The following is a 24,227-nucleotide window of genomic DNA, read 5'->3' as shown; positions in this document are numbered from 1 at the left end:
ACTTGAATCATGTGTTTGATGGGGATTTTGGAGTTTCTGGTGAATAATTCAGGTAAATTTTTGTGACGTTGTCGTTTAAGAATTTAATGAAAAGGAAGCCTTAGCAATGCCAGCAACAGAAACTGGATTAAAGCACTACCAAATGTATGTTAATGGTGAATTTAAGGATTCAACTTCAGGAAAATTGTTAACGGTTATTAACCCTTCAACCGGTGAGAAGATTTCGACCGTGCCGAGTGCAACGCGCGAAGAGACCCAAGAGGCCATCAACGACGCTTACGAAGCTGAGAAGACCTGGAAGTTCGTGCCGGCCGCAACTCGGGGGCAGTACCTCCACGACGTTGCCACGGAAGTTCGCAACCAAGCTGACCATCTGATTGCCCTGCTACAAGAAGAACAGGGGAAGATCAAGTCGTTGGCCACCACGGAAATCATGTTCTCCGCGGACTACTTCGACTACATGGCCGCAGCGGCGCGGACCTATGAAGGAGAAATTCTCCAATCCGACAACGAACACGAAAACATCATGATCGCCAAGCAACCGATTGGGGTAGCCGCGGGCATCTTGCCATGGAACTTCCCATTCTTCCTGATTGCCCGGAAGATGGGACCGGCTTTGGTCACCGGGAACACCATCGTGATGAAACCAAGTTCCGATACGCCTAACCTGGCCTTGGAATTTGCCAAGATTGTCGACAAGGTGGGCATTCCTAAGGGGGTCGTCAACTTTGTGACCGGCCCTGGTTCGGTCGTGGGGGATGAATTATCCCGCAACAAGAAGATTGGTATCATTAGTCTGACCGGGTCCGTCGATTCCGGGAAGCGGGTCATGGCTGCCGCTTCAACGCACATGGCCAAGGTTTCTCTGGAATTAGGTGGGAAGGCGCCAGCCATTGTCTGCAGCGATGCCGACTTAGACTTGGCCGCCCAAGCCATCATCGATTCACGGATCGACAACAACGGGCAACTGTGCAACAACTGTGAACGGATCTACGTTCAAGAAGACGTGGCCGACGAATTTACCAAGAAGTTGACCGCTAAGATGGCCGCCGTTAAGGTTGCCAACCCGATTACCGATAAGGATTCCGGCATGGGACCACTGATCAACCAAGCCGCTTTGGACAAGGTAGACGGCATGGTTCAACGCGCGGTCAAGGCCGGCGGTAAGATCACGACCGGGGGCCACAAGGTCACGATTGAAAACGGGTTCTACTACGAACCAACGGTCATTACCAACGTCAAGCAAGATTCCGAAATCGTCCAGGACGAAATCTTCGGTCCGGTACTGCCAATCGTGACCTACAAGACCTTAGACGACGCCATTAACATGGCGAACGACAGTGACTTTGGGCTGACGTCATCCATCTTCACCCAGAACTTGGATAACGCGGCTCGGGCGGCTAACGAACTGGAAGACGGGGAAACTTACATCAACCGGTTCAACTTCGAAGCCATGAACGGGTCACACTCCGGCTGGAAGGAATCCGGTATCGGCGGTGACGACGGGCGTCATGGGATTGAAGAATACTTGAACACGCATGTTATTTACTTGCAAGGTCATCCAGAAAAGGCTCAAGGCTAAAATCTAACTTTGCAAGAACAGCAGCTTTGATCGAGAGGGTCGTTCTCCAGAGAGGGAGCGGCCCTTTTGTGTAGAGAGTGCGTCCAGGGGCGGTCAGCGGGCGAGCATTAAGGCCGATAACGGGTTTATCCCCGTTCTTTGGGGATGAACCCGTTATCGGAATTAAGCGGAACCCGTTGCCCCTGGTAAGCACGTTTCGGCGGCCGCAGATGGTGCCAGTATCAGGGCGAGAATCTAGCGCATACAGGTAATTAATGGGGGAAAGCAGGCTTGGCTAATTGCTCAATCGGGGTTAAGCGGAGCCGGCTGCCCATCAGTCGCACGTTTCGGCGGCCGCAGATAGCGCCAGTATCAGGGCGAGATACTGTCACTTACGAGTAATTGTTAGGAAGAACCTGGGCTTGGCTAATTGTTCAATCGGAATTAAGCGGAACCCGTTGCCCCTGGTAAGCACGTTTCGGCGGCCGCAGATGGCGCCAGTATCAGGGCGAGAGTCTAGTGCATACTGGTAATTAATGGGGGAAACCAGGCTTGGCTAATTACTCAATTGGGGTTAATACTCGCTGCCTATCCCCCAAAAGCACGTTTCAGTCCCCGCATACCCCCGCCAACCCCACCCACTAACCCATAAATCCCGAAAAAAACTCCGATCATTCGCAAAAGATTCAAGCGAAAGACCGGAGTTAACTTTAAGCCAAATGAATTAACGCCACGCCGCCAATCATAATCAGCAGGCCCACGATTTGGACCAGAGTGACCGGGTTGCGTTTGCTGTCCAGCCAGCCGAAGTTGTCGATCAACAGGCTGCCGCCCATCAAGCCGACCAGAACGATGACCACGGTCAGACCGGTACCTAAGATTGGGACCAGGTAAACGTTACCTAAAACGAAGAGCGCACCAATCACGCCGCCCAGCCACATCCACCAGGGATTCGGGCGGTGGTCGGGTTCAATTAGTTGCCGCGGCGAACGTAAGACCAGGTTGATCACAATCAACGCCAGCGTCCCCACGAAAAACGAAATGAAGGCCGCGTTGAGCGAGGAATGCAGGACTAACCCCAAGTGACCGTTGATGGCGGATTGCGCCGCGCCCAGCATGCCGGCGAAGATGCCGAGGAGTCGCCAGAGCCACAGTCCCCGAGCAGCTTGTGTGGAAGTGGTCCGGGCCTCATGGCGGTTGAACAACCAGGTGCTCAACGCCACGGTGACCACGACCCCAATTAAGACTAAAACCGCGCCGGCCAACCGAATAGGTGTTAACGGGCTGACTTTGGCGTGAAAGAGCCCGAAGTTATCGATCAGTAGCCCCATCAGAATTTGGCCGAACATAGGGAGAATCACGGTTTGGACGCTGCCGAGTTGGGGAAACAGGAGGATGTTACAGGTCAGGTAGACCACCCCGAAGAACCCGCCGATCCACAGCCAGGCCGGTTGTTGGCTGAACAGGTGGGGACTGAAGAATAGCCGGTGGTCGACGCCCAACGTGACGACAGCCAGAAACAGAGTGCCGATGGTAAAGGAAATTAACGACGCCACGAAGGGTGATCCCACGGAACGCCGTAAGCGTGAATTAATGCTGGTTTGTAACGGTAAGATGAGGCCGATGATGACCCCCATAACTAAGGCAAACAAAACGGTTCCCTCCTCAAAACGTGCTTACTACCAGTAAACACCATTTGCGGCGAGAAGTGGAGATAATTCGCTTGGTTATTTAATGGTGAACGGGCCCGGCAACGTCAAACGGACGTTTAAACGCGGTCTCAATCACCGGTTAAACGTCCGTTTCGGGGGGGAGTGCTACTGGGTAAATAAGTAAATCCTAGAAATCATTCGGGTTGGCGGCTAAGGGGGCGTAGGTATCTTGATCCGCGTCCCGGTAGTCCCACCACTCATTGATGTAGCCGACAAAACCAGCGGCCAACATGGCCTGGTTGAGGAGTTGGTAGTTGTGTTCTTGTTCGGCTGTGCGGGGGTACTCGCGGTGCGCCCGTTCGGAAAAATCGTCGAACGCGCTTTGCATCTCAAGTTCGTGTCCCGCGGCATCGCAGAGGGTTAAATCGAAGGTGACGCCTTTTTGATGCGAGAAGTTCGAATCGGGCTGAGCCACAAAATTCGGGTCGGGGTAAACGTCAAATAAGCGTCGTTGGGCGGTCACCGGGCGATAGGCGTCCCAAACTTTAAGTCGGTAGCCCTGCTGGCGTAGCGCAGCATTGGCGGCGACAAGTTTTTGCGCCGTGCCCGTGCGCGCGATGGCCGTGGTAAAGTCGTAGATAACTTGTCCCGTAAAGTTGTTGGGAGTCGCGTAACGCAAGTCAACTAATAGGGTTGGATCTAAGGTTTGAATGTTGCTAAAGCCGGTCAGTTTGGACATCGAAAACCTCCTTTATGTAACCGATTTCAATATAACAAGTCCCCCTGAAAAAGGCAATAAAAATGCCCACGAAAAAACGGGTTCGTTAGGAACCCGTTGGATGAAAATTATTTAATCGTTTCCACGTGATCCGCCCCGTAAATACCAATATCGGCCACGTGAAGAATGCCGGTGTGTTGCTTACCATTGGCGGTCAGCATGCCGACCTTCTTGTAGGCCATGGTGGTGGTTGAATCGGCCATCACCGCTACGCCTAAGGTCTCGCCGCTGTCGGCGTTGATGCCGGACGGCACATCGATGGCCACGGTGGAGGCGTCGGTAGCGTTAATCGCGTTGACGGCCTCGGCGAATTTACCGGTAATCGGGCGACTCAGACCGACCCCGAAGATGGCGTCGATAATCGTGGTGGCGTTGATCACGTCGTTTAAATCCGTGGTGAACGGAATGTGGTAGTAGTTAGCAATTTTTAATTGTTGGGCCGTTTGGTCCGTGGCCTTGGTGGGGTCACCTAGCAGGTAGATGGCGACGTCAATGTTGCGGACCTTCAGCAAGCGGGCCACGGCAATGCCGTCCCCGCCGTTGTTTCCGGTCGCCGCGACCACCACCACGCGGGTGAGGTCGTAATCATCGTTTAACAGGTTGTTGAAGGTGGCTAACGCCGCGCGTTCCATCAGCACCATGGCGGGAATGCCAATCTCGTTAATGGTATGGGCGTCGTAACTCTGCGCTTGCGCAATCGTAATGGCTTTACTCATTAATAGTCCCTCCTTGGGTTCAAAACAAACAGGTTAAAGGTTTTCGAGTGGGTGATCGAACTGCAACACCCGCATTGAGAGGCGTTGCAACTGCTCGGTCATGGCTTGAAAATTCACGGTGGTATCGGTCGGGGTGACGTTTTGCCACCAGTGATGCAGCACTTGAATCGCCCGCTGGACCAGCTGCTCGCCGGTGGCCGTGAGGGTCAGCTGCTTATTGCGGCGGTCGGTCGGGTCATCGGTCTTTTGCAGGAAATCTAAGGCCACCAGATGGCGAACCATGCGGGTCATCAGGCCTTCGTCCACCGCAATCGTACGTGCCGCCATCCGTTGATTAATGGGACTGGTCTCGGAAACCAAAACGAGCAGGTAAAATTCCGTGATGTTGATGGGGACCTTATCCGCTTCCAGAATTTGGTTCATGTCACGCTGAAATTGACGGTGGAGGATGGCGAGGTTGGTGGTGAAGTCTAGAATGTAGTCTTCCATAAAACGCCCCTCCTTAACGATGCGAACTCGTCACGCGGGAAGTACCCGCGTACTATCTTTAGTTTACACCAGATAACGGTTAAGGATAACGATTCGTCTCGTTCTTTTCGTTAGAATGAAGTGATAGAATAAATTAAAAACAAACTGGGGGAACTAACCATGTTTATTCAAATCCCGACCGATATGGATGAGGTCCAATTACGACAGCTACAATTGAAGAAGCTAGGCGAGGACGTCAGTGAAGACGACGTGATTCGGCAGGGGGTGCTCGACACCTTTCAGACCTTTCTTGACCAGATTGAAGACGGCCACTACGACACCGCCAAATGGCAGGATGAGCAGTTGATCGTCATCGATATTCTGGGCAAGCAGACCGCCACGGTGGCCCCGATGAGCGACTCGTTTTTGAGCGACTTTCGGACCAACGCAGAGGCCACACAACAGTATTTGGAACAACAGGCCGAACGGGCCGCGGGTGGCCGGTAGCCGCTTTTAAGAGGGGGTGTCAGGATGGAACAAGAATCGTTATTCGATAATCCCCAGCAGATGCCGCTGGCCAACCGGGTGCGCCCGGAAACGTTAGACGACTTCGTGGGGCAACGGCACTTGCTGGGACCCGGGAAAATTTTGCGGGAGCTGATTGAAAACGACCAGGTCTCGTCGATGATCTTCTGGGGACCGCCGGGTGTCGGCAAGACCACCTTAGCCGAAATCATTGCTCAGCAGACCCAGGCCAAATTCATCCGGTTTAGTGCGGTCGATAGCAGTATCCGCAAAATCAAGCAGGTCATGCAGCTGGCCGAGGGCGACCGGGAAATCGGCGAGCGCACGTTGGTCTTCGTCGACGAAATCCACCGGTTCAACAAGGCCCAGCAGGACGCCTTTCTGCCCTACGTCGAACGGGGCAGCATCATCTTGATTGGGGCCACCACCGAAAACCCATCGTTTGAACTGAATTCGGCGTTGTTGTCGCGCTGCAAGGTCTTCGTGCTGAAGGCCCTCGAAACCAGCGACATCGAACAGTTGTTAACCAACGCGCTCAAGAATCCGGCGGGGTTCCCGGATTTGACGGTCCAGGTGGGTCCCAACGAACTGCGGGCGATTGCCGAGTTTGCCAACGGGGATGCGCGGACGGCGCTCAATACCTTGGAGATGGCGGTGCTGAACGGTCAGAAGACCGACCAACGGGTGACCGTCACCATGGACGACCTCAAGCAGTTGATTACCCAGAAGTTTGTGTTGTACGACAAGAGCGGCGAGGAACACTACAACATCATCTCCGCGCTGCACAAGTCGATGCGCAACAGTGACGCCGACGCGGCCATTTACTGGTTGTCACGGATGTTGGAGGGCGGCGAAGACCCGTTATACATCGCCCGCCGGCTGGTCCGGTTTGCCAGCGAGGACATCGGGTTGGCCGATACTAACGCGTTGAACGTGGCGGTCAACGTCTTTCAGGCTTGCCAGTTCCTGGGAATGCCGGAGTGTGACGTCCACCTGACCGAGGCGGTGACCTACCTGGCGTTGGCGCCCAAGTCCAACGCCATCTACAAGGCCCGGTTGGCGGCTAAAAAAGACGTCAAGGAGACCCGCGACGAACCGGTGCCGCTACAGATTCGTAACGCCCCGACCAAGCTAATGGCCGACCTAAATTACGGTAAGGACTACCAGTATGCCCACGACACGCCGGACAAGCTGACCACCATGCAAAGCCTGCCGGACGCGTTGGTGGGTCACGAGTACTACCACCCCACGGATCAGGGCCGCGAAGACCTGTTCAAGAAGCGGTTGGATTACGTGAAGAAGTGGCGGCGGGAACATTCCTCAAAGTCGTGAGTCCGGTGACCCATCAGCCAGCAAATTATTTTAAAATTAAAAAAAGATGAGAATTGCCATTGATTTTTCGTTTAGTAGTGCTTATAATAAAAACCAATATTTGAAAAACGTTGAAGAAAAAAGTAACGCGCGCAGCGATGCCCAGTGAGTCACGTTTAGTGAGAAGTGACCGTCTAGCGCAAGTGAAAATCATTTCTGAGTTCGGTGCTGAAAATTTTGTAAGCTACCGTGGCGGCCACCATTACCAGGCTAGCGGATGATTGTCCGTGATGAGTGTGGTGGCTGCGGCCGCCACAAAAAGGTGGTACCGTTCTACTTAAAAATAGAGCCCTTTTCCCGTTTCGGCGGGAGAAGGGCTTTTTTGACGTTAACAGATTAAAAACGACTGGAGGAATCAAGATGGAACAAACAGACAAGCGACACAATTTTTGGCAATTATTAGTGGTGAGTTCGTTAATTTTCGGCATGTTTTTCGGGTCTGGTAACTTGATTTTTCCCGTTCACTTAGGGCAGATGGCGGGGCAGAACTGGTTCACGGCGGCCTTAGGGTTCGCCGTTTCCGGGTCGCTGTTCCCGTTACTAGCAATCTTGGCCGTGGTGGTCACCAAGAGTGACGGCCTCTACGACCTGGCGAAGCCGGTCAGTGCGAAATACGCGGCGGTCTTCCTGGTCTTGGTTCACCTGACCATTGGCCCGTTCTTCGGGACGCCCCGGACGGCCGCGACCGTTTACCAGATGGCGGCCGAACCGTTCTTACCGAAGCAGTGGACCACGTTAGGGCAGTGGCTGTTTACCGCCGCGTTCTTCGCCTTAGCCTACGTCTTAGCGACGCACCAAAACAGTTTAGTCAAAGTGGTTGGTAAGTATTTGAATGCCGGGTTCTTGGCCTTGTTGGCGGTGGTCTTCGTGGTCGCCTTCTTAAAGCCGATGGGGAATGTGGCACACACGCCAACCGTGGCTTACCAGACTAACGCCTCAATCAGTGGGCTGCTGGAAGGTTACAACACCATCGATGCCGTAGCGTTGTTAGCGTTGAGTGTCACCTTCGTCCACGCGGTGCGGGGCTTGGGTTACCGGGATAAGGAATTGACCCGCTTGACCGCCAAGGCCGGCACGTTAAGCATCGTGTTGGAAGTCCTGGTCTACTTCGGCTTAGTTTTGTTAGGAACGTTGAGTTTGGGCCAATTGAAGCTTTCCGACAACGGGGGCGTGGCCTTATCGCAAATCGTGGGGCACTACTTCAGTAACTTCGGGACGGCCTTCTTAGGGGTCCTGGTCACCTTAGGGGTCTTCACTACGGCGTTGGGTCTGGTGACCTCGTTTGCCCAAGACTTCCATAAATTATTCCCGAAGGTCAGCTATCTGGCCTGGTTACGGGTTACGACGGTCGCTTCGTTTTTGGTCGCTAACGCCGGGCTGGACAACATCATCGCTTGGTCGTTACCCGTCTTGATGCTGCTGTACCCGATGTCTTTGGCTTTGATCTTAGTCTCGTTGACCGTCGCCAAGAAACTGTACGCCAGCGTGGTTTACAAGACCACCATCGCGGTTACGGCGGTCCCCGCTGTCTTGGATATGCTGGCCAATGCGCCGGCCGTGGTTGCGACCTTTGGCCCGGTTGCCGCGGTCTTACACGCTTATCACACCTACGTGCCGTTCGCGAGTCTGGGACTCGGGTGGTTGGTTCCTACCGGCTTGGCCTTCTTCTTAAGCCTTGCCTGGGGTCACTTCCGCTTAGTTGCCCAAGAATCCGCGGAACGCGCGCGGTAATCTAAAACTGTCGTCACCGGTCGTGTGGGCCCGGTGGCGACAGTTTTTAATTAGGGTCTGTCTTAAAAGACCAATTTTGAGTATTCAGCGCCTCCGGGCCAGTCAGAAATGGGCTGGAACGGGGTGGGCACGGCTTCAAGCCCATAGCCCAGGTCTTGAAGACCGACCTTTGTCTAGGCCGGCAAAGGACACCGGCCAACACAAATTTCACCCCTGAGCCCATTTCTGACTGGCCCTCCAGCTGATACTGGAATTGATGGCAACTTTAGGATGTTTTTTCAACTGGCTAATTTTGAGTAAGGGTCATTGTTTTGCGTGACGGATGGGCTTTAAGAAAGTTTCTAGTTCAGGTGCTGGAAGTTGCGCGAGAGGGCGTCGGCGCCCTTCATGGCCGCCAGTAACGTCCGCGCATCGACCGGAAAGCCCATGTTGTGGATGGTTTCGCCTTCCTGGGTGGCGAGCTCGGCCACCTTCAGAAGGTCGGCGTCGGTAGCGTCACCCAGATGCAAATCGGCAAACGTGGTCGGGAGACCCAGGGCGACTTCGAAGTCCAGGTATTTACGGAAGCGCGCGTCGCTGGCGCCTTCGAGGACCAGATTGACCAGCGTTCCGAAGGCCACCTTCTGTCCGTGAGACAGCTGATGGACGTCGCCGGAAAGGGCGGTCAACCCATTTTGAAAACTATGAGCGGCGGCCAGTCCGGAACTTTCGGCCCCCACGCCGCTGAGGAGAATGTTGGCCTCGATAATGTGTTCTAGCGCGGGCGTGACCACGTGATCGCTGGCAGCGGCCACGGCCTGGTCCGTGTATTTGAACAGGATTTCTTCACATTTTTCGGCTAAAGCGATACCGGCTGCGGTCTGCTGGGTGTTGAGCGGAAGTAGCGTGGTCTCGCGGGCCCAGGAGACGCTTTGGGATTCCACGTTGGTCGACAGGGCGTCGGCAATGCCATCAATCAGGAAGCGCACCGGCGCACCGGCAATCACGGCGGAGTCCACCAACACGAGGTCGGGGTTCTTGTCGTAGAAGAGATACTTGAGAAATTCGCCGTCCGCCGAGTACAGAACGCTCAGGCGGGTGCAGGGCGAGTCGTTGGACGCTAACGTGGGCACGATGACCACGGGGATGCCCAGCGCGTCACCGACGGCTTTAGTGGTGTCGTTGGTTTTCCCGCCACCTAGGGCGATCACGAACTTGGCATCGGTCCGCTGACCGATGGCCTTGATGCGGTCGATTTCCTCGGGCGAGCTTTCGCCGTTGAACTGAACGTGTTCGATGGTGAGGTTAGCGGTGGTGAGATTATCGTAAAATTTTTGACCGATGAGTTGCCAAACGATGTCGTCGGCGAGCAGTAACCCGTGGTCGCCAAACGGCGTGATGTAGGGGGCGGCGTGTTCAAGCAGTTGATCGCCTTGAACGTAGGTGGACGGACTAGCAAACGCGGTGGTCATGAGAATCCCCTCCATTAGTCTTAGAATAGGGACAGTGTAACCGGATTCAACCGCAAAGGGGGACTTGGGGACTTCACTTAACTAACTTGGTAAGGCGACTAACCACAACCGCAGATTTTGAAGTAAAAAGATTGGACACAACCTTTCTAAAACTAATTACCCGCTAAGTAAAAAAGTGCGTCATGGACCTAGTTTTGTATTAGAATAAAGGTGTTCGGCGCCCTTAGTGTAATGGATAGCACATGAGATTTCGGTCCTCATGATCCGAGTTCGACTCTCGGGGGGCGCATTAATCGGGTATGAACCGGCGGAGACGCTGATGAGACGCTAGTTGTGGCTAGCGCCTTTTTTATTGGCGGTTCAGATTAACCGGTATAAAGGTTTAATCCAAAGAAAAAACTGCTAGCCGTTAAGCTAACAGTTTTCCCGTTAAGGCCGGGCGTACTGGTTCCCGCGAGTTGCGCGCGTGGCACCGTCAGCCTGGGCTTGTGACTCACTTTTGAGCGTATAGTTGCCGGGGTTCTTGACCTGTGAATAGTACTTATTACTGTCAGAGACGTAGACCTTACCAGCTGGGGCAGTAGTCCATTGTCCCGATTTAGTACCTGATTGGGCGGTCGAATGGGTCGTGGTACTCGTCTGATGACTTGCGCCACTGTTGCCGGTACCGTTACCGGCATGGGTACCAGCACTGGCACTCGTGGTGTGACTGGACCGGCGGGGCGCCGCGGTGATTGGCTTAGCGTTGTTGCTGCCGGTATTGTAATCAATCTTGATGCCTTCAGCCGAATTGATCACCGCAATCGCCGTATTGAGTTGCCCGTCGGATGAGTGAATGTCTACAATGGACCCACGGGGGATGGTCTCACTGTGGTAGTAGAGCGGCGTCGTTTGGTACTGGATGGTGTGACTGGTGTTCGGGTTAGCCTTCCAGTAATCTTCCGCGGTTTCTTCGGCGTAACGCATCCCCCCGTTTTGGTCCGCACCAACGTTTTGCGGCCGGGTCCCGGTGGTGAAGTTATTAGCCGACGTGTAGGATTTCGCTCCCAGTAAGCTATCGCCGATGGAATGGCTGCGGTTATAGAGATAACCGTGGTAGGTGCGACCAGTGAAGACGTAACTGATGGCGACCTTGGGATTGGTGGTCGGCCACCCACCGGGTTCCAGTGGATCACCTTGACGGGAGCCTCGTGAATCGGCGTATTCCCCGTAAGTTAAAACGGCGCGGGCGCTACCAGCCCGTCCTTGCGAATCACTAGCGAAATGGTAGTCGCCGGCTTTTAGGTTCTTAAAGCCGGTGGTGTGGGCCTTTCCCAACTTCCAGTAATAGTTCTGGGTGGGACCAGCCGATTCGGCCTTGGTATAGCTGACCAGCTTGGTGAGCACCTGGTTGTTCCGGGACGTGGTGGCCTGTTCCTTAGCGGCCGTCTTGGGTTTGGCCGCGGATTGCTTGGCCGGCTTAGACGTTGAGGACTCAGACGACGAAGACTTGGTCGTCGTGGCGGTCGAGTCGCTGGACGAGTTGTCCAGGTTAGCTTTATCCGAGGCCGTTCTGGTGGTTGACGCACCACCGCCCCCCATACCGATGAAGATGAAGGCGACCACTAAGGCGATGAGCGCGTTGCGTCCCTGGTGGTTGGTGCGTCGATGACCGATTTTCTTGACCGTCCAGAGTCCGCCGAGACCAATGGCGGTAAGCAGACTGAGGAAACCAAGAAATGTGATAAATGTTGCCATGAAAAGTTCCTCCTCAGGAAGTTAAGTAGTGGACCAAAAAATATGTAAATGACCATCGTTGCCATTTTACATAAACCTATTTGGGCAACCTTAAGCATACCAGAAATTTGGTTATGAAAGGGCTTAGGGGTGAAACTTGACCGCGCTGAAGATGTTAATTGCTAAAGGAGTGTGTCCAATGTACCTCAATGTTACGCAAAAAAGCCGGGATCTCTTCCGTGATTACCCGGTCGTTCGCTCGATCGATGTGGCGCAACGTGCAGCCCGCGCCAATCCGATTTTTTCCTGGCACGCCACGGCCATCACGGCGCGGCGCCAACGGTTCGTGTTAATCAGTCACGATGCCAGTGCGTTGTGCGTGGTCCTTAACGCCGCGGATTGCGCGACACAGCGGTTAGCCGACCTATTCTGGGCCCAACTCGCCGCCCAGTGGCCCCAGTACGGTTTAGCGGCCGCCGATTTGACCACCTACCGCCAGGTTGCCGGGGACTGGCAGATCAACCAGCCCCTCGACCATCAGCGGGTGCGGCGGTTAAACGAACAGGGGATGTACGTCGATTTCTTGTGGCAACAGGCGATCACGTCTCCCTTAGAACTCGCGCTGCTGGTGGCGCAGACCCCGCCACTGGGACGGCAGCAACCGCGCCATCAAGTGGCGACCATCGCACGTGACCTGACGCCCGCCCAGTTTCGCTGGCAGCCCTAATGCGACCGGCGGGGCCACACGTGGTGCCCGAACCACAGGGCTACCGCAATTCCCAGGCAGATCAGGACGGTGGACTGGAAGTCCGTTACCAAGTTATAAATGAGCAGGCCCAAAATGCAGATGAGACCTAAAACGATCACGGCCTTGACCGTCATGGCTAGTTTGGCCATCGAAATTCCTCCTTACAGGTTAGGTTACGCGCTACTTTTTAGGGGACAACCGGCGCTGGTGCCAACTTTTTAAATTAAATTGGTTTTTCGCCCGTTGTGGACAGATGGTGACCGCCCCATTTTCTATACTAGAGATAGTGGTTACCCAGTGGGGGTGGCCTCAATCAAGACTGAGGAGTGAGTTGCATGACGGAAGCACAACCTGATTTGAACCAGTACTTACAGGAAAAAGAGCTGGGCGCTAACCTATTGATATATCGTTATAGTCCTATGGATATCATCCGGCCCGGTGGCACCGTAACGTTGTTATCGCCCGAATGGCGGCGCTTAACGGCTCCCGTAGCACGTTATCAACTTTATGAAATGACCGGCCAGCTATATGCCGATAAAGTCGATTTAGTTGATTTGCAAACGACGATAGATCGACTGTTCGCGGGTGAAGACTTGCCCTTCGTCACTGACACTGACCCGGATCTGCCGGCCACTGCCGAATTGATCCGCGGTGCCAGCCAACAGGGACTACGGGTCATTGGAACGCACCAGACGGGCGTTGGTCGGTGGGACGTTGATGATGATGAAACCAGATTGGTGAAGGGGCTCACCGTTGGGGGCAGCTTGGACATCATGACTAGTAGCGATGGAATGTACCAGGAAATCGTCAACCAGGAACAGGCGGTCGTGGCGACCAGCAATGGTGAAGTGAAACCCGATGAGCACCCCTACATGTGGACGACCGAATTTTTTGAAATTGTTGACGCGACGGGAGAGTCGTTACTCAACCAGGTGCCTTTAAGCGCGTTAGGGGCCGTGCTGTTTGCGCTACAGCGGGGGCTGTCTGCAGCGACCGTTAAACGACTCTTGCTGTGGCCGCGATTATCACGCGAGGATTTGGCCGGCGCACAACTGGTCTTGGGGAGTAACGGCTGTTCGAAGGCGTGTTTGATTGAATCCGTTGACGATCTGCAGCGGGTGGCCAATCTCCCAGCGGGTGAAGAATCGCCTGAAAACGCTACTTTCTTACAATTTGTCGCTGAAGACGGCCGCGTGCCATTAAGTTGGCCCATCAATCTCGCAGACGGTGGCGACCTGCTCCACCAGGTCGCTCATGGAATGTCGGTGGACGTGGACCAGCAAGGCCGCCAATTGTCGACGATTCTCAGCCAACTAGCCGACTCGTTGGGCGTTCAAATTCGCCGGTATGACCGTCAATTGACGGATATTTGTGATATTAAACACTTTAAAGTCGCCGCTGATGGTCACCAAATTGAGGACTTACAAGCTAATTCCCGAAAATATAAGGAGTATCATCGAGTGGAAACCGTCTTTGACGTCCTGAATCCGACCACGGAACATTTGTTGGGCTACGACCTGACGTTTAACGAGCTGGTCACGTTCCTCAGCCGCCTCGCTCAGGGCGACAATTAAGCGCACCGGCAGTCGCATATCGCCGTTTTATCATGAACTTACCCTTGGTACGCACAATTAAACCAATTGTTTAACAAAAAACGCTCACCACAACGCCAATTGATCGGCGTTATGGTGAGCGTTTTTACGAATCGGGTTAGTGTTGGTTGATCGCGGCGAGGACTTTTTGGCGACTGTTATCGGCGGTCCAGTGGCCGTTGTTGCTAGGCGAGTAGTGGGGGATGGTTTTGACCGGTCGATGAGCAAACTTCACCAGGTTCTGGTAATGGGCGCCCTGACCCACGGCGATTAGCGTGGCGTCAGCGGGGATGCCCAGGGCGTCGAGGTGGCTTTCGAGGTCCGCCACGACCTGCTGGTTGAAGGCCACGTGTTGGGGATTGCTATCGACCGTTTCGGAGAGGTCGGTCATGAAGGCGCCCCAGAGTGCGGTGCCGTAGAGGGCTGCGGCGAGCTTGTAATCTTGACTCTTCCGCGCGCCGTGGAAATTGGTAAACGATTGGTCGGGTTGGTCGGCTAAGCCGTTGCCGGGGTTCATCCCGACTAAAACGTAGGACATCTGAGCCAGGTAGGCGGTCAGGTCCGCCGGTAACTGGTCCGTTGGAAAATCATCGGGAACGTAGTGCGTCTTGAACAGGGCCTCGCGGGCCTGGTTATCCGCTGCCTGGTCGGCGCCAGCCGGAATGCGCCAAAAAGCAAAACTATCAACTTTGGTAAAGGGTAAAGTCGTCATAATAAGAGGAGTCCTTTCTCAATTTTAGGTCGTGGTGCCACGCGGTGATTGCTTAACCATCGGTAAGGTCAATATAGCATAGGGGGGTGACACAGTTTGTCGTTAGTCGGTCGTCCAGAAAATTTTTTGCCATTATGGGGCGCGTGCTATAATAAGACTACCCTTGGCAGGAGTGGCGCAGCTGGCCACTGACGGACGGTCGACTTGACCGTCCTTTTTTTGTTCATCTTTAAATCGGAAAAAACTTCTCACTTTTTTCGGCCCACAATCCCGTCGCGCCAAATGGTGACACCCTCAAATCGTAAACTAGACTCATCACTTGAGCGAGAACATCGCCAGCCGGAAATCCCCGGTGGTGATGGATGAGACTTTTGACGGAATTTATAGGAGGATACCATGACTAGTCAGGAACGGATTGTGCAGCTATTATTTCGATTATTAGACGGTGAAAGCATCAACTTCCGCGCGGAGGCCCGCGACTACGGGTGTTCCGAACGGACCATGACCAGAGACCAGGCCGTGATCGCCGACGCGCTGGTTCACGAGACGGAATTTGAAATGGGCTACAAGGCCAACACGCACCAACATTACTTGGACCGCGAAGACCAGATTTCACAGGCTGAGGCCCTAGCGCTAATCAAGCTGGTGATTGGGACCCGGGCGTTGAGTCGCGCGGAAATGCAGCGGGTGACCCACCATCTCTTGAACATGCTGTCGTTGAAGACCCAAAAGGCCGTGAAGAAGACGATTGCCACGACCATGGCGGCCTACATCCCCGTGGGTGCCGACCAAAAAATCTTGCCGCGTCTGGCGAAGTTTAGCGACTACATTATCGACAAACAAGCCATCAAGTTTTCTTATCAGAGCAGTGTGCCGCAGGGCAACCACCCCCAGTTTCAGGTGGGCCGGCCCCTCAGCCTCTATTTTGCGGACTACTATTTCTACGTGGTGATGTATCTCGAGGACAATAATCGAAGCGTGGTCTTTCGCCTCGACCGGTTCGATAAGGTCAAATCGTTGAACCGCCAACTGGAGGTGCCGGCCGATAAAAAGACCGACGAGGGCGCCCTGCGCCAGAAGACCTACCTGCTTAACGGGGGCTACGAGCTGCACTACCGGTTCCGGTACTGGGGTTACCCGCAGACCGCGTTGGATAAGTTACCCAAGTCCCAGGTGACCCACCGTCATGACGACGGTAGCGTTACCATCGAAGGCGACCTCTTCTCCCAGGGGGCCCTGTTGTGGGTGTTGGGCCAGGGGGCACTGATCAAGGTGCTGGCCCCCCAGACGTTGATCAACGACGTGAAGGCCACGTTACAGAAGACGCTAGCGTATTACGACTAACCAGAATCCCGTTTCTCCGGTCACGTGACTGGAGTGGCGGGATTTTTTGGCGGTGAGTGAACGAATTCCGCGTTCCGCCCTGCACGAACGGGGCAATTAAGACTAAACTAGAGGGGAGTAAGCGTCTAAGTGGTTTAAGGAGGAATGCACGATGACGGAACAAGCAGAAATGATGGCGCACCTACCCACGCAGATGAAGGCCTGGCAGGTGACCACGCCGGGGCCCATCGACGGGCCGCAATCACCGTTGGAATTGGTGACTAAACCGGTGCCTCAACCGGGACCGGGGGAAACGTTAGTCCGCATCTTGGCCTGCGGGGTGTGTCATACTGATCTCCACGTGAGTGAGGGCGACCTGCCCGTGCACCACGCCCACGTCACGCCGGGGCACGAAATCATCGGCGAGGTGGTCGGTAACGGTCCCCAAACCAACCGGTTCAGGCTGGGTGAACGCATCGGGGTGCCGTGGTTACGTTGGACCTGCGGCGTGTGCCGGTACTGCCGGTCGGGCCGAGAAAACCTATGCCCGCATTCGTTGTATACCGGTTGGGACCACGACGGCGGGTACGCGCAGTACGTGACGGTCCCCGAGGGCTTTGCTTACCGGATTCCGGAGCGGTTTGATTCCGTGACGGCGGCGCCACTGTTGTGTGCCGGTATCATCGGCTACCGGGCCTTCGAACGGGCCAACGTGCCGGCCGGCGGAACGCTGGGGCTTTACGGTTTTGGGGGGTCGGCGCACATTACCGCGCAGATTGCCATCGACCAGGGGATCCAGGTCCACGTCTTCACCCGAGGCAAGGACGCGCAGAAATTTGGCCTACAGCTGGGGGCCGCCTCGGCGCAAGGCGCGTACGACCCGTCGCCGGTCAAGTTGGATTCGGCGATCATGTTCGCGCCGGTGGGCGATATGGTGCCGAACGAACTGGCTAACCTGGCTAAGGGGGGCACCCTCGCGTTAGCGGGGATCCACCTCAGCGATATTCCGGCCCTGAACTACCAGGACCACATTTTCCACGAAAAGAATCTGACCAGCGTGGAAAGTAACACCCGCCGCGACGGGGAGGAATTCTTAACGTTGGCCGACCGGTTGGACATCCACCCGGCCACCACGCCGTACGCCTTTGAGAAAGCCGACGAGGCCTTGCGCTTCGTGAAGCAAGGTGACATCAAGGGTGCGTGCGTGTTGAAGATTGGGGAAGACTGATTAGGTTCTGAAAACACTAAAGCACCGCCACGCAGAGTTACGTGACGGTGCTTTAGTTTGTCTTGAGGGGCAACAAGGTTAGTGATTCCGCTTGCGGTTGAGACCCAGTCCCAAGGTAGCAAGCAACAGGGTCAGACCGGCGACTAGCGGGTTAACGCTGGCTTGGTCGTTGGTCTGCGGTAATTTAGTAGCCGAAACAGTGTTTGTCCGGTCGGTGGCCTGGTGCGTTGAGGTGACTGGTGCGGCCGTGGTTGTGACTTTGGCTGCGGCGCCGTTGGTCATGACGGCCGGCTTAGGCGTCACGCGGTTAGCCTTGGCTGGTTGAGCGGCCCGATCGGCTTGGTTCCCGGTAGCGGGTTGGGCGCCCTGTGACGGCCGGTTAGGTTTCGTCGGGGTCGTCGGTTTAGTTGGCGTTGGAGCCACCTGGTCCCCCTTGCCGTCGTCGCCGTTAGTGGCCACCTTTTCGAAGACGAAGGTGATGGTTTGCGATGCTTCGGCGTAAGTCCCGGTTTGGGTAGCCGGTCCAGTAACCTGGTAACCAGCTAACGTATCGGCGTTAGCGGTGAAGCTGTCGCCAACCTTCCCGGTGAGGGTGTGTTGGCTTAAGACGTTTCCGTTGGCGTCCACGTTCTTGACGATGACCGTCCCGTTAGTTGCCGGTGTATCGATGTCGCCGCCACCACCCGTGGTGATCTTAGCAAAGGTGAAGGTGACGGTCTGCGGCGCTGCGGTGTAGGTCCCCGTTTGGGTGGCTGGCCCGTTGACTTGGTAACCGGTCAGCGTATCGGCGTTAGCGGTGAAGCTGTCGCCGACTTTCCCGGTGAGGGTGTGCTGACTCAGGACGTTGCCATCGGTATCGACGTTTTTAACCAAGACGCTACCTTGTGCGGCTGGCAGTTTGCTAAACGTAAAGGTGATGGTCTGCGGTTCTTCGGTGTAGGTCCCGGTTTGCGTAGCGGGTCCGGTGATTTGGTAACCAGTCAGCGTCGTGTCGGCGTTAGCGGTAAAGGCATCGCCGACGTTGCCGGTCAAGACCTTCTGGCTCAGGACGTTGCCGTCGGTGTCCACGTTCTTGACGGTGACGGTTCCCTTGGAAATGGCGTAAACGAAGGTAACGGTTTGTGGTGCCTCGGTGTAAGTCCCAGTGGTAGTCGGGTCGCTGGTTAACGTGTAACCGTAGATTTTATCAGCGTTGGCGGTGAAATCAGCACCCACGTTGCCGGTCAACGTCTTTTGGCTGATGAGGTTGCCGTCAGTATCTACGTTCTTGACGGTGACGGTCCCTTTGGCGATGGCGTAGACGAAGGTGACGGTTTGCGGTTCTTCGGTGTAGGTTCCAGTGGCGGTGGGGTCACTGGTCAACGTGTAGCCGTAAAGTTTCTCGGCGTTGGTGGTAAAGGCGTCGCCCACGTTGCCAGTCAGGTCCTTTTGGCTAAGCAGGTTGCCCTCGGTATCCACGTTCTTAACGGTGACGGTTCCCTTGGTGTTGGTGTAGTTAAACGTAATGGTTTGTGGGGCTTCTGTATAGGTTCCGTCCACGGTTGGTTCTCCCACCAGCGTGTAGCCGTAGTGTGTGCCGGCGTTAGCGGTGAAGGAATCGTCGATGGTCCCGGTCATGGTGCGTTGGTCCAGTACGGTGCCGTCGGGTGCGACATCCTTCACGGTCACGGTCCCTAGAGTGGAGGCGTAGATGAAGGTGATCGTTTGTGGAGCGTCCGTGTAGACCTTGTTGACGGTGGCCACGTCACTGACTAATTTGTAGTTGGCCAAATCGTCAGCTTGGACGGTGACCCGGTCGCCTTCCTTACCGGTCAAGACGTGTTGACTCAATAAGTTACCTTGCTGGTCAACGTTCTTGACGGTGATGGTACTGTCGACCGCGGGATCTACCCTGAAGGTGATATAGGCGGAATAGTCCGATTGACGATTGCCACCATAGTAAACGGCGAGGAACGTGTAGTAGCCGGCTGGTAGCGATTGCTTGGGCACAAAGTTAAATCCAATTTGGTTCGAGTACTTGAAACCGAACCACGAAGAAACGTTTTCGTGTTGATCGGCCCAGTTGTTCCAGTCGCTGCCTTCTTGGAAAGCGGGCGCCGTGGTGCTGTAAACGAATCGGGATTTATTACTACCGAAAGGACTATAGGAGAAGTTAACGTTGGCGGGCGACCCTGTGGCGATATCTTGAAGCCCGGAAATTTGCGCGCCAACGAAGGGGTTAAACCCGGCTTGAACCTGAGCTTGCGTGTAAGTCGGGCCAATTAGCGACTGGTTTGCGCCTTCGAGTAAGTGGTAGGTATTATCAGTCGGGCTAAGATAGAGCCCGGAAGTGAAGTGATTCTGTTTGTATTGGACAACGGATAGACCACTTAAGTCCGGTAGATTACCGGAAAAGTTGTTATTGTAAACCTTGAGCGTCCCCCGGTCTTTAAGTCCGGTCCAAGTTGAAAAGTCGGGAAGGGAGCCGCTTAATTGGTTGTTGCTGACATCGAGGATTCCTAAGTTTTTTATTGAGGATAGATCTGGTAAATCGCCGGTGAGTTTGTTGTCTGGTAACGTGACCGTAGTTAGATTCTGGTACTTAACTAAACCGGTAAGGTCGCCGGTGAGTCCTAAATTATCTAAGGAAAGACGTGTCAAATTGGTGTTATTGGGCAGGTAGGTCGCCAAAAAATCGTTAAGTGGCAGGTTCCAATTCAGGTTAGCACTATCGGAATTGACGATGCGGAAGGTCACCATGGCGGGCGCAAAATCAAAGTTGATCATACCTGATGGCATTAAGTTAGTATCAGTTATTTCAAAACTTTTAAGGTTAGTGAACCGTTCCAGTCCCTTTAGGCTCGTTAAGTTAGGTTGATTTTGATAATTTGCATTAGATAATGAAAATGACACATTGACGAATTGATAGAGGTTTTCGTCGGTAACGATAGTTCCTTGAATTGTACCGTCGGGATTTTGTACGGTGCGGTCACCGGTGATTGCGGCTTCAATCCACTGCCGCAGGGCGGGATCGGGCATCCAGTTTACCGCGTTGTTGGGGTCGGTCGTGGGATCGGCTTCGGTCTCAACTTCGGGCTTAACGGTAGCGTCCGCCTCGGTGTTCACTGCCGGGTCGGCCGCTGAAGCCTTAGTGCCGGTGTTGGTGTCATTGTCAGCCGCTGGGTCGGCAACGGGGGTAGCGGGTGCTTTCAGTGCTGGGGTGGCGGACTTGACGCCGGATTTGATTACGGGCGTTGGGGTGGGGTCTTGTTCGCTGGCGGAGGCCTTAGCCGCAGGTTCGGTCGATTCGGGTTCCGGAGCAACGGTCGTCTTTGAAGCGGCTGGAACCTCAGCCTCGGGTGCCTTAGTTTCGGGTGCCTTAGTTTCGGGTGCCTTAGTTTCGGGTGCCTTAGTTTCGGGTGTCTCAGTTTCAGGCGTCTTAGTTGCGGGTGCTGGTGATTCTTCAACGGGTGCCGCCGGGGTTGAATTCTCAACTTTAGCGGGTGCCGGTGTGGTGGTCCTTAAAGTCGTCGTGGCCGCTGGTTGGGCCTTGGCGGTCGCGTCGACTTGTTGAGTATCTGCGGTTGGTGCTGCGTCTGACGTGTTGGTATCGGCTTGAGCCACGGCGGTGCTTCCCAACAGGCCTAAGCCCAGGGTGGTGACCGTTAAGCAAGCGTAAACCCAGTGCTTGCCTGCCTTATAGCTCTTATAGTGTTCCTTGGTTTCGTTTAAGATGTTCTTCATGATTGAGATCCCCCTCAAGATATCAATGCAACGTTGTTACCGGAACGGCCGCATGACCGCCCCGTTTAAACGAATTAAGTAAGTGACCAACAACTATTAACCAGAAAGAATAACCGATTAGCGGTTATAATTACCACATAATTAGTTAAATGGACAATCCGGTTTTCACCTATATTGTAGCCACCCCACACTGGAATATCAAGGGGGATTATGACTTATGATAAATAAAGTTCAGGTGGGTAATGGTAATATAGTGTTTTCAAAATATTTATAATGGCTGATTTTCAGAGAAAGCTAACATTGACAGTGATTAACGGGTGTAAGGATAATGACTTAAGTAACACAACCTTTTAAGTGGTCTAGTAGCGAATTATCCGCTAAATTTCGATTATAAGGGGTGGTTTGCATAAAATCAGCCATAAGTAAATCACTAAAAAACGGGTAAAATGATTTACGGAATAACTAAACCGGTTAACTGGCGACACCCATCCGGAAAAGTCAAGACTGCCGTTATCCGCCATTTTGGCGTAGACTAAGGCGATTCGGGAGGTGGGACCATGGTGCCCAAATTTTTAGTGAGTGGGGTAGTCGCAACGGTGTTGTTGGCTGGTGGGGTGGCTGCGTGTCACCGACAACCAACTACCGCGGCCCCGGCGGCCAGTTCGACGTCTAAGCCCGCTCGTCCGGCGGAGACGCCGCTAACGGTGCGTGCATTACGGCAACAGCCCAAGTTGTTAGACACTAGTCTCATCTATTTTGCGGTGAAGCATACGTCGGTCCAACGCTGGCAGGAAGTCTCGGACTTCAAGCTGGGCTGGCAAGTGGAGACGGAACGGGTGCAGGGCACCAAGCGTTATTCGGTTTGGCCGGACGCCCACATTCAGGAAAGCCAAAAGAAATTGGAGCCAAACTGGTTTACGTTAAAGGGCCAACGGGTGACCTACGAAAGTTTTGTGGTGCATTCCGATGGAGATTATACGGTGGTCCACACCACGCTGGCGCGGGTCGTCCAGCGAATCAACCAGGATCACGCCGCAAAGCGCGTGCGTCACATGACCAACAACTTAACCATTTTAGAGAAGTAACCCGCGGCTTGACCGCGGGCTGACCCAGGCGGCCACGGCGACGTAGTTACACGTCTCCCGCAAGACGATTTCCAGTTGGGAGACCGGACGGCCAGCATGGTTATGGGCTGACTGTTTGACCGGGCGGGCACGGTGCTGATTCTGAGTTTGGGCGACACCTTGGCCATCTTCGGCCGGATGGCGCCCAACCGTGACGACCACTAGGCAAACGGGGGAGCACTCCCCTTGGTTTTGGAGAAAAACGCTGGAATTGCCCGGTTAACTAGCCTATCATTTAATGTAACCATGATTAAACGAGGGGGGACCGCTGATGATCGACAACCTAGATCAACGCCTGATTGGACGTCAATTTGTGCTGAGCCAGGCGGATGTGACCGTGGGCGCCACATTCTACGGAATCTTCTATCGGCTACACGCAGCGGAAACGTTGCACGTTGGCGATACAGTGAAAGTGGTACAAGCGGACCAGCACGGTTTGACGGTTCAAGTCGTGCCGGCCCAACGAGGGGGAGATTAAGATGTGGGGGACAATTACACTAATTATCATTATATTGGTGATCGCGTTGGTCTTACTGAACATGGTCAAAATTATCACGCAACCGGATCGGGGCGTGGTCATCACGTTAGGGAAGTACAACAAGACGTTGACGCCCGGCTTTCACCTGATTGCGCCGTTCATCTCGCACGTGATTCGGGTCAGCACGGCCCAAACACCCGTGGATTTGGACGAGCAGATTGTGATCACCAAGGATAACGCGGAGATTTCCGTGAAGATTTCGCTGAAATACCACGTTACCAACATCGAGGACTTTGTGTTCAAGAACGAAGACTCGGTGCGCAGTATGACCCAGGATACCCGGGCGTCATTGCGGGGCATCATTGGGAATAAGGAACTCAACGAGGTCTTGAACGGGACCGAGGAGATCAACCAGGCGCTGTTTTCGGGGTTGTCCGACGTGACGGCCGGTTACGGGTTAAACGTTGACCGGGTCAACATCGATTCGGTCAATCCGTCTAAGGACATCCAAGATTCGATGAACAAATTGCTGAAGGCCACCCGGGAACGGGACGCGGCGATTGCCACGGCCGAAGGGAAGAGTAAGTCGATTACGCTGGAAAACGAAGCCAACAACCAGGCCTTGTTGGCCACCAACACCGCGCAAAACACGGCGTTGGTCAATTCGGCGACGGCCAAGGCCACGGCAATCCATACGGAGGCCGATGCGCAGGCTTATCGGGTAGCCAAGTTGGATGCGGCGTTGAAGGGGTCCTCACAGAACTACTTCATCTCGCAAAACATCGCGGCCTTCAAGGAACTGGCCAAGAGCGACGCCAACACCGTGATCATGCCGAACAGTACCATTGACAGTCTGGGCACGATTCCGGCGATTGCGAAGGCCTTTCGCAGTGCAGACCACACCACTAACCAAGATTAACTAGCAATAGAGTGAACTACTCGGCCGTAAACGACCGAGCTTCTGGGAACATTGAGGAGTGTTTAGGCCGTTATGTCGGTATGCCGAGTACCTAACTCACAGAACTCAACTCTTTTACCAAGGCTAGTCCCTAGCCTGATAGACTTTATTGGGCCGTTTTTAGCCCTCTATGTAAGATATTAACGGCCGCATTGATATCACGATCGTGGTGTGTCCCACACTTTGGACAAGTCCATTCGCGAATTTCGAGCGGTTTCTGACCACTTTGATACCCACAGCTAGCGCATTGCTGACTAGTATAGTTGGGGTTCACCACAATGAGCTGCTTACCATACCACTGGCACTTGTAAGCTAGCATGGTTCGAAACTGGTACCAACTCGCATTGGCAATTGACTTGGCCAGGTGATGAT

21 protein-coding genes and 1 tRNA gene are annotated in these 24,227 nt (G+C 54.3%); 12 read left to right on the top strand and 10 right to left on the bottom strand.

Features of this window, described 5'->3' with window-relative positions:
* Nucleotides 1–106 precede the first annotated feature (106 nt).
* Nucleotides 107–1,582 carry an aldehyde dehydrogenase gene (aldA, locus tag FD38_RS11995; RefSeq protein ID WP_057734495.1) on the top strand — a complete coding sequence of 492 codons (1,476 nt, stop codon included), beginning with the start codon at nt 107–109 and terminating at the stop codon, nt 1,580–1,582.
* Nucleotides 1,583–2,271: 689 nt separating this feature from the next.
* On the opposite strand, the gene FD38_RS11990 is transcribed toward aldA, so the two are convergent.
* The 4 genes from FD38_RS11990 to FD38_RS11975 all read right to left on the bottom strand — a co-directional run bounded on the left by FD38_RS11990 (nt 2,272) and on the right by FD38_RS11975 (nt 5,196).
* On the bottom strand, nt 2,272–3,213 hold the full coding sequence (locus FD38_RS11990) for a DMT family transporter (RefSeq protein WP_057734494.1): 942 nt from the start codon (nt 3,211–3,213) through the stop codon (nt 2,272–2,274).
* Nucleotides 3,214–3,400: 187 nt separating this feature from the next.
* Nucleotides 3,401–3,952: a M15 family metallopeptidase gene (locus FD38_RS11985; RefSeq protein WP_057734493.1), complete on the bottom strand. Its 552-nt coding sequence runs from the start codon at nt 3,950–3,952 to the stop codon at nt 3,401–3,403.
* Nucleotides 3,953–4,059: 107 nt separating this feature from the next.
* A complete protein-coding gene (locus FD38_RS11980) occupies nt 4,060–4,707 on the bottom strand; it encodes an NAD(P)H-hydrate epimerase (protein ID WP_057734492.1) in 648 nt (215 codons plus the stop codon).
* 33 nt (nt 4,708–4,740) lie between these two features.
* Nucleotides 4,741–5,196, bottom strand: a complete 456-nt coding sequence (locus FD38_RS11975; protein WP_057734491.1) for a MarR family winged helix-turn-helix transcriptional regulator — start codon at nt 5,194–5,196, stop codon at nt 4,741–4,743.
* A gap of 159 nt (nt 5,197–5,355) precedes the next feature.
* Between FD38_RS11975 and FD38_RS11970 the strand changes: the two genes are divergently transcribed.
* The 3 genes from FD38_RS11970 to brnQ all read left to right on the top strand — a co-directional run bounded on the left by FD38_RS11970 (nt 5,356) and on the right by brnQ (nt 8,802).
* The gene (locus FD38_RS11970; RefSeq protein ID WP_057734490.1) at nt 5,356–5,682 is read left to right on the top strand and encodes a hypothetical protein; all 327 of its coding nucleotides are present in this window, start codon (nt 5,356–5,358) and stop codon (nt 5,680–5,682) included.
* 24 nt (nt 5,683–5,706) lie between these two features.
* The gene (locus FD38_RS11965; protein ID WP_057734488.1) at nt 5,707–7,032 is read left to right on the top strand and encodes a replication-associated recombination protein A; all 1,326 of its coding nucleotides are present in this window, start codon (nt 5,707–5,709) and stop codon (nt 7,030–7,032) included.
* A gap of 399 nt (nt 7,033–7,431) precedes the next feature.
* Complete coding sequence (gene brnQ, locus FD38_RS11960; RefSeq protein ID WP_057734487.1) at nt 7,432–8,802, top strand: branched-chain amino acid transport system II carrier protein; 1,371 nt, start codon at nt 7,432–7,434, stop codon at nt 8,800–8,802.
* Nucleotides 8,803–9,143: 341 nt separating this feature from the next.
* Here brnQ and FD38_RS11955 read toward each other — a convergent pair whose 3' ends face one another.
* A complete protein-coding gene (locus FD38_RS11955) occupies nt 9,144–10,253 on the bottom strand; it encodes a glycerol dehydrogenase (RefSeq protein WP_057734486.1) in 1,110 nt (369 codons plus the stop codon).
* Nucleotides 10,254–10,470: 217 nt separating this feature from the next.
* Here FD38_RS11955 and FD38_RS11950 point away from each other — a divergent pair.
* Nucleotides 10,471–10,542: transfer RNA gene (locus FD38_RS11950), tRNA-Arg, on the top strand.
* 140 nt (nt 10,543–10,682) lie between these two features.
* Here the strand turns inward: FD38_RS11950 and FD38_RS11945 are convergent.
* Complete coding sequence (locus tag FD38_RS11945) at nt 10,683–11,990, bottom strand: DNA/RNA non-specific endonuclease (protein WP_057734485.1); 1,308 nt, start codon at nt 11,988–11,990, stop codon at nt 10,683–10,685.
* A 178-nt stretch (nt 11,991–12,168) separates the two neighbouring features.
* On the opposite strand from FD38_RS11945, the gene FD38_RS11940 reads away from it, so the two are divergent.
* Complete coding sequence (locus tag FD38_RS11940; RefSeq protein WP_057734484.1) at nt 12,169–12,696, top strand: DUF6933 domain-containing protein; 528 nt, start codon at nt 12,169–12,171, stop codon at nt 12,694–12,696.
* Here FD38_RS11940 and FD38_RS12835 read toward each other — a convergent pair.
* Nucleotides 12,693–12,866 (bottom strand): hypothetical protein, encoded by a 174-nt coding sequence (locus tag FD38_RS12835; RefSeq protein WP_157058833.1) that lies wholly within the window; start codon nt 12,864–12,866, stop codon nt 12,693–12,695. The genes FD38_RS11940 and FD38_RS12835 overlap by 4 nt on opposite strands.
* A gap of 186 nt (nt 12,867–13,052) precedes the next feature.
* Between FD38_RS12835 and FD38_RS11935 the strand changes: the two genes are divergently transcribed.
* Entirely contained in the window at nt 13,053–14,291 is a 1,239-nt protein-coding gene (locus FD38_RS11935; protein WP_057734483.1) for a hypothetical protein, read from the top strand.
* A gap of 136 nt (nt 14,292–14,427) precedes the next feature.
* On the opposite strand, the gene FD38_RS11930 is transcribed toward FD38_RS11935, so the two are convergent.
* Nucleotides 14,428–15,021 (bottom strand): hypothetical protein, encoded by a 594-nt coding sequence (locus tag FD38_RS11930; RefSeq protein WP_057734482.1) that lies wholly within the window; start codon nt 15,019–15,021, stop codon nt 14,428–14,430.
* Nucleotides 15,022–15,417: 396 nt separating this feature from the next.
* Between FD38_RS11930 and FD38_RS11925 the strand changes: the two genes are divergently transcribed.
* Complete coding sequence (locus tag FD38_RS11925) at nt 15,418–16,365, top strand: helix-turn-helix transcriptional regulator (protein WP_057734481.1); 948 nt, start codon at nt 15,418–15,420, stop codon at nt 16,363–16,365.
* Nucleotides 16,366–16,516: 151 nt separating this feature from the next.
* A complete protein-coding gene (locus FD38_RS11920; RefSeq protein WP_057734480.1) occupies nt 16,517–17,572 on the top strand; it encodes a zinc-dependent alcohol dehydrogenase family protein in 1,056 nt (351 codons plus the stop codon).
* Nucleotides 17,573–17,650: 78 nt separating this feature from the next.
* Here the strand turns inward: FD38_RS11920 and FD38_RS11915 are convergent, their stop codons facing one another.
* Entirely contained in the window at nt 17,651–21,295 is a 3,645-nt protein-coding gene (locus FD38_RS11915) for a MucBP domain-containing protein (RefSeq protein ID WP_057734478.1), read from the bottom strand.
* A 557-nt stretch (nt 21,296–21,852) separates the two neighbouring features.
* Between FD38_RS11915 and FD38_RS11910 the strand changes: the two genes are divergently transcribed.
* The 3 genes from FD38_RS11910 (at nt 21,853) to FD38_RS11895 (ending at nt 23,816) form a co-directional block, all read left to right on the top strand.
* Nucleotides 21,853–22,380, top strand: coding sequence for a hypothetical protein (locus FD38_RS11910; protein WP_057734476.1), 528 nt, complete (start codon nt 21,853–21,855; stop codon nt 22,378–22,380).
* Between the two features lie 310 nt (nt 22,381–22,690).
* Nucleotides 22,691–22,897: a hypothetical protein gene (locus tag FD38_RS11900; protein ID WP_057734472.1), complete on the top strand. Its 207-nt coding sequence runs from the start codon at nt 22,691–22,693 to the stop codon at nt 22,895–22,897.
* Nucleotide 22,898: 1 nt separating this feature from the next.
* On the top strand, nt 22,899–23,816 hold the full coding sequence (locus FD38_RS11895) for an SPFH domain-containing protein (protein ID WP_057734470.1): 918 nt from the start codon (nt 22,899–22,901) through the stop codon (nt 23,814–23,816).
* Nucleotides 23,817–23,961: 145 nt separating this feature from the next.
* On the opposite strand, the gene FD38_RS11890 is transcribed toward FD38_RS11895, so the two are convergent.
* On the bottom strand, nt 23,962–24,227 hold a 266-nt coding region (locus FD38_RS11890; protein WP_157058832.1), incomplete at its 5' end, for an RNA-guided endonuclease InsQ/TnpB family protein.

Source organism: Levilactobacillus zymae DSM 19395 (genome assembly GCF_001434115.1).
Classification (GTDB): domain Bacteria; phylum Bacillota; class Bacilli; order Lactobacillales; family Lactobacillaceae; genus Levilactobacillus; species Levilactobacillus zymae.
The sequence above is the reverse complement of the archived record's forward strand: the minus strand, read 5'-3'. Positions and strand labels throughout refer to the sequence as shown.